Raw genomic sequence first — 364 nt, 5'->3', positions numbered from 1 at the left:
CGACAGGCAGGCAAAGGACGGCTTGTCCCAATTGCGCAAGCCAAGCTCCTGCGCGAGCGCCCGGATCTCATGCTTGTGCAGCCCGGCCTCCTGCAGCGGTCCGCGCACGCCCAGCTCGGCGGCGGCGCGCACGCCGGGACGATGCTCGCCCATATCGTCGGCGATCAGCCCGAACACGATGGCGCGATACCCCTCGCGGGACAGCAGCGGCAGCAGCTCCTCGAACAGATTGCGCTTGCAAAAGTAGCAGCGGTTCGGTGTATTCTCGGCGTAGCCTGGGATCGACAGCTCCGACGTATAGACGACCTCATGACGCGCTCCCAGCTCAGCGGCGAGTCGACGGGCATCCTCCAGCTCGCGGGAG

1 pseudogene is annotated in these 364 nt (G+C 66.8%); it reads right to left on the bottom strand.

Features of this window, described 5'->3' with window-relative positions:
- A pseudogene (locus tag PA598K_RS00735) lies at positions 1 to 364 on the bottom strand (ATP-dependent sacrificial sulfur transferase LarE); the annotation flags it as partial.

The organism is Paenibacillus sp. 598K, from assembly GCF_003851045.1.
Classification (GTDB): domain Bacteria; phylum Bacillota; class Bacilli; order Paenibacillales; family Paenibacillaceae; genus Paenibacillus_D.
The sequence above is the reverse complement of the archived record's forward strand: the minus strand, read 5'-3'. Positions and strand labels throughout refer to the sequence as shown.